Source organism: Kitasatospora sp. NPDC001539, assembly GCF_040298565.1.
Lineage (GTDB): Bacteria > Actinomycetota > Actinomycetes > Streptomycetales > Streptomycetaceae > Kitasatospora.
On sequence record NZ_JBEPAK010000404.1, the window covers coordinates 1 to 3786 of the forward strand.

The window sequence follows — 3786 nt, forward strand, 5'->3', positions numbered from 1 at the left end:
CAGGGTGTGCAGTTCATGCTGGCGGACATGGCGATGAAGCTGGAGGCCGCGCGGCAGATGACGTACGTGGCGGCGGCGAAGTCGCAGCGCGGGGACGCGGATCTGACGTTCTTCGGTGCGGCGGCGAAGTGTTTCGCGTCGGACGTGGCGATGGAGGTGACCACGGACGCGGTGCAGTTGCTGGGTGGGTACGGCTACACGCGGGACTACCCGGTGGAGCGGATGATGCGGGACGCGAAGATCACCCAGATCTATGAGGGCACCAACCAGGTCCAGCGCATCGTGATGGCCCGCAACCTCCCGTAACGGCGGCCACGCCCGGTCCCGACGGCCGAGTCGCCCGGATCCAGCCCGGATCCCGGCCGACATCCGGCCGTCGGGGCCGCCCCGCCGCCCCGATGCTAAGTTCCGGAGAATGAGTGAGAAGGAAGAGCAGGACGTGCCCCTGAACGACGGGCCCTCGAAGCCGGCGATGCGCGAGGCGCTGGTGGCCGCGGCCTTCGAGCTCTTCCTGGAACGCGGCTTCGAGCAGACGACGGTCGACGACATCGTCGCCCTCGCGGGTGTCGGCCGACGCTCCTTCTTCCGCTACTTCCCGGCCAAGGAGGACGTGGTCTTCCCCGACCACGAGCGCAGCCTCGCCGAGATGACCGAGTTCCTGGACTCCGGCACCGGCGAGGAGGACCCGGTCAAGCACGCCTGCGACGCGGCCCGCCTGGTCCTGCGGATGTACGCCGAGCAGCCCTCCTTCTCCGTCCAGCGCTACCGCCTCACCCGCAAGGTGCCCGGTCTGCGGGCGTACGAGCTCTCGGTGGTCTGGCGCTACGAGCACACCCTCGCCGCCTACCTGCGGAGCCGCTTCGCCGACCGCCCGGACGGCCCGCTGCGCGCCGACGTGATCGCCGCAGCGGTGGTCGCCGCGCACAACCACGCCCTGCGCACCTGGCTGCGCTCGGGCGGCGAGAGCGACTGGGTCGCCGAGGTGGACGCGGCGATGGCCTTCGTCACCAGCACCTGGAGCGACCGCCCCGCGGAGACCGCCCCGGACGGCGAGGTCCCGGCCGACGACGTGGTGGTCCTGGTGGCCAGCCGCCGCGCCCCGCTGTGGCGGATGGTCCAGGGCATCGAGAGCGCCCTGGGCGAGGACACCCGCCGGGTCTGACGCTCCCCGCCGACGGGCCGGTCCGTGGCGGTGGAGCGGAGCGCCCCACAACAGTTCCCATGCGACCGATCCTTGTATCGGCCCGTTCGAATGACGTCGGCGGGCGTCACGACGGCGTCGGGCCGGGCGGCTCCGAGCGACCGGCGCGGACCGGTCCGGGCACCCGGGTGTCCCGGGCGTGCTCCGGCCGACTGATCCTGGCGACGATCATCCGATCCGCGTTTCTGCTGGTGGTCGCGGCGATTCTGACGGAACGTGAGGCCGCCCCGGGCGTGCCGCCGGTTGCGAGGCGTTGCGGAGCGTGGCTGTCTGAATCGCGGCGGGGCCGACCGGCGCCGCCACCTCGACACCGAACTCCGTGGAGGAGATTCTCATGCGTGCTCTCAAGCGTGTCCTGGCCGTCAGTGCCCTCACCGCCCCGCTCGTGATCGGCTGTGCCGGCCTGGCCTCGGCCCAGGAAGGCTTGGACGCGGACTGGGGCAAGGGCCAGTTCGTCGCGAACCAGAACGGCGCCGGCGTCGCGGGCGCCGAGTCCCACGTCGGCTCGGACGGCATCTCGCACGCCGACTTCTGGCTCTGGGCGGACGACAACGGCGTCTCCGGCTCCTTCGCGGGTTCGGGCGCCTCCTGGAACAACGGCTGACCTTGCCCGTACTGCCGAGGGCGTGACACCGCCCCGGAGGTGGCTCCCCGAGCCCACCGTTACCGAGAAGGAGGGCCCCGCCGCCCGGCGGCTACCCCCTCCTGATGAAACGCGAAGGGCCCCTGATGATCAGGGGCCCTTCTGCTGGTGTCCGAGGGGGGACTTGAACCCCCACGCCCGATAAAGGGCACTAGCACCTCAAGCTAGCGCGTCTGCCATTCCGCCACCCGGACGGGGTGTCGTCCTCGCGGCTTCCGATCTCTCGTCCGTCGCGCTGACAGGTGTAACTGTAGCAAAGATCGGCTTGAGCTCCCAAAACGGCTCCGGCCCCGGGAGCGCGGTGGGTGGCGGGGGCAAGGGGCGGTCTGTGGCGGCGGCGTGACCAGGGGGTTTCGGGGCCGTGCGGGGGGTGGATCGCGATGGGGGGCTGGGAGAGGATGGGCGGACGTGCTCGTACGGCCCGGGTGCAGGTCCTGGGGGTGGCGCGCTGGTGCGTCGGTGCGGGCCCAAGACGAGGAGTGACCGTGAGCGAGCGGAGCGAGTCGACGGCGCCGAAGGTGACGGCTGAGTCGGAGGTCGCCGGGATCTGTCGCGATCTGATCCGGATCGACACCAGCAACTACGGGGACGGTTCGGGCCCGGGGGAGCGCAAGGCGGCCGAGTACGTGGCCGAGCAGCTCGCGGAGTTCGGGGTCGAGCCGCAGATCTTCGAGTCGGCCAAGGGCCGGGCCTCCACCGTCGTCCGGATCGAGGGCGAGGACCGGTCCCGCCCGGGCCTGCTGATCCACGGCCACACCGACGTGGTGCCCGCGAACGCGGCGGACTGGACGTACGACCCCTTCGGCGGCGAGATCGCGGACGGCTGCGTCTGGGGCCGCGGTGCGGTCGACATGAAGGACATGGACGCGATGACCCTCGCGGTCATCCGCGACCGGCTGCGCACCGGCCGCAAGCCCCCGCGCGACATCGTGCTGGCCTTCCTGGCCGACGAGGAGGCGGGCGGCACCTACGGAGCCCGCTTCCTGGTGGACCGGCACCCGGAGCTGTTCGAGGGCGTGACCGAGGGCATCGGCGAGGTCGGCGGCTTCTCCTTCACGGTCAACGACCAGGTGCGGCTCTACCTGGTGGAGACGGCCGAGAAGGGCATGCACTGGATGCGCCTGACGGTCGAGGGCCGGGCCGGCCACGGCTCGATGGAGAACGACGACAACGCGATCACCGAGCTGTGCGAGGCGGTCGCCCGGCTCGGCCGGCACACCTTCCCGCTGCGGATCACCAAGACCGTCCGGGCCTTCCTGGACGAGCTGTCCGACGCGCTCGGGGTCGAGCTCGACCCGGAGAACATGGACGAGACGCTGCGTGTCCTCGGCGGCATCGCCAAGATGATCGGCACCACGCTGCGCAACACCGCCCAGCCGACCATGCTCGGCGCGGGCTACAAGGTGAACGTGATCCCCGGTCAGGCCACCGCGCACGTGGACGGGCGCTTCCTGCCCGGCTACGAGGAGGAGTTCCTGGCCGAGCTGGACAGCGTGCTCGGTCCGCGGGTGAAGCGGGAGAGCCTGCACTCGGACCGGGCGATCGAGACCGGCTTCGACGGCGCGCTGGTCGAGGCGATGCAGACGGCGCTGCGCGCCGAGGACCCGATCGCCCGGGCGGTGCCCTACTGCCTGTCGGGCGGTACGGACGCCAAGTCCTTCCAGGACCTCGGCATCCGCTGCTTCGGCTTCGCACCGCTGCAGCTGCCGCCGGAGCTGGACTTCGCCGGGATGTTCCACGGCGTGGACGAGCGGGTGCCGGTGGACGGGCTGAAGTTCGGCGTCCGCGTGCTGGACCGCTTCATCGACGCCTGCTGACCGCGCGCCTGCCGGCCGCGAGCCCGGTCGTCCAGCGAGCGGGTGGTGATCTCGATCCCGGCCCAGCGCACCGGCTCCGGCGGGAACGGCAGCGGCTTGGAGCGCACCATGTCCAGGGAGGTGCG

The 3786-nt window shown here is 71.5% G+C and carries 4 protein-coding genes and 1 tRNA gene; 4 read left to right on the plus strand and 1 reads right to left on the minus strand.

Annotation, left to right across the window (positions count from 1 at the left end; translation table 11 throughout):
* From ABT247_RS32450 to ABT247_RS32460, 3 genes are all read left to right on the plus strand, one after another.
* On the plus strand, window positions 1-306 hold a 306-nt coding region (locus ABT247_RS32450; protein WP_350749986.1), incomplete at its 5' end, for an acyl-CoA dehydrogenase family protein.
* Window positions 307-472: 166 nt separating this feature from the next.
* Window positions 473-1162 carry a TetR family transcriptional regulator gene (locus ABT247_RS32455; protein WP_350749995.1) on the plus strand — a complete coding sequence of 230 codons (690 nt, stop codon included), beginning with the start codon at window positions 473-475 and terminating at the stop codon, window positions 1160-1162.
* A gap of 373 nt (window positions 1163-1535) precedes the next feature.
* Window positions 1536-1805 (plus strand): hypothetical protein, encoded by a 270-nt coding sequence (locus ABT247_RS32460; protein WP_350749989.1) that lies wholly within the window; start codon window positions 1536-1538, stop codon window positions 1803-1805.
* Between the two features lie 145 nt (window positions 1806-1950).
* Here the strand turns inward: ABT247_RS32460 and ABT247_RS32465 are convergent.
* A tRNA-Leu gene (locus ABT247_RS32465) sits at window positions 1951-2038 on the minus strand.
* Window positions 2039-2329: 291 nt separating this feature from the next.
* Between ABT247_RS32465 and ABT247_RS32470 the strand changes: the two genes are divergently transcribed.
* Window positions 2330-3661 carry a M20/M25/M40 family metallo-hydrolase gene (locus ABT247_RS32470; RefSeq protein WP_350749992.1) on the plus strand — a complete coding sequence of 444 codons (1332 nt, stop codon included), beginning with the start codon at window positions 2330-2332 and terminating at the stop codon, window positions 3659-3661.
* The last annotated feature ends 125 nt before the right edge of the window (window positions 3662-3786 follow it).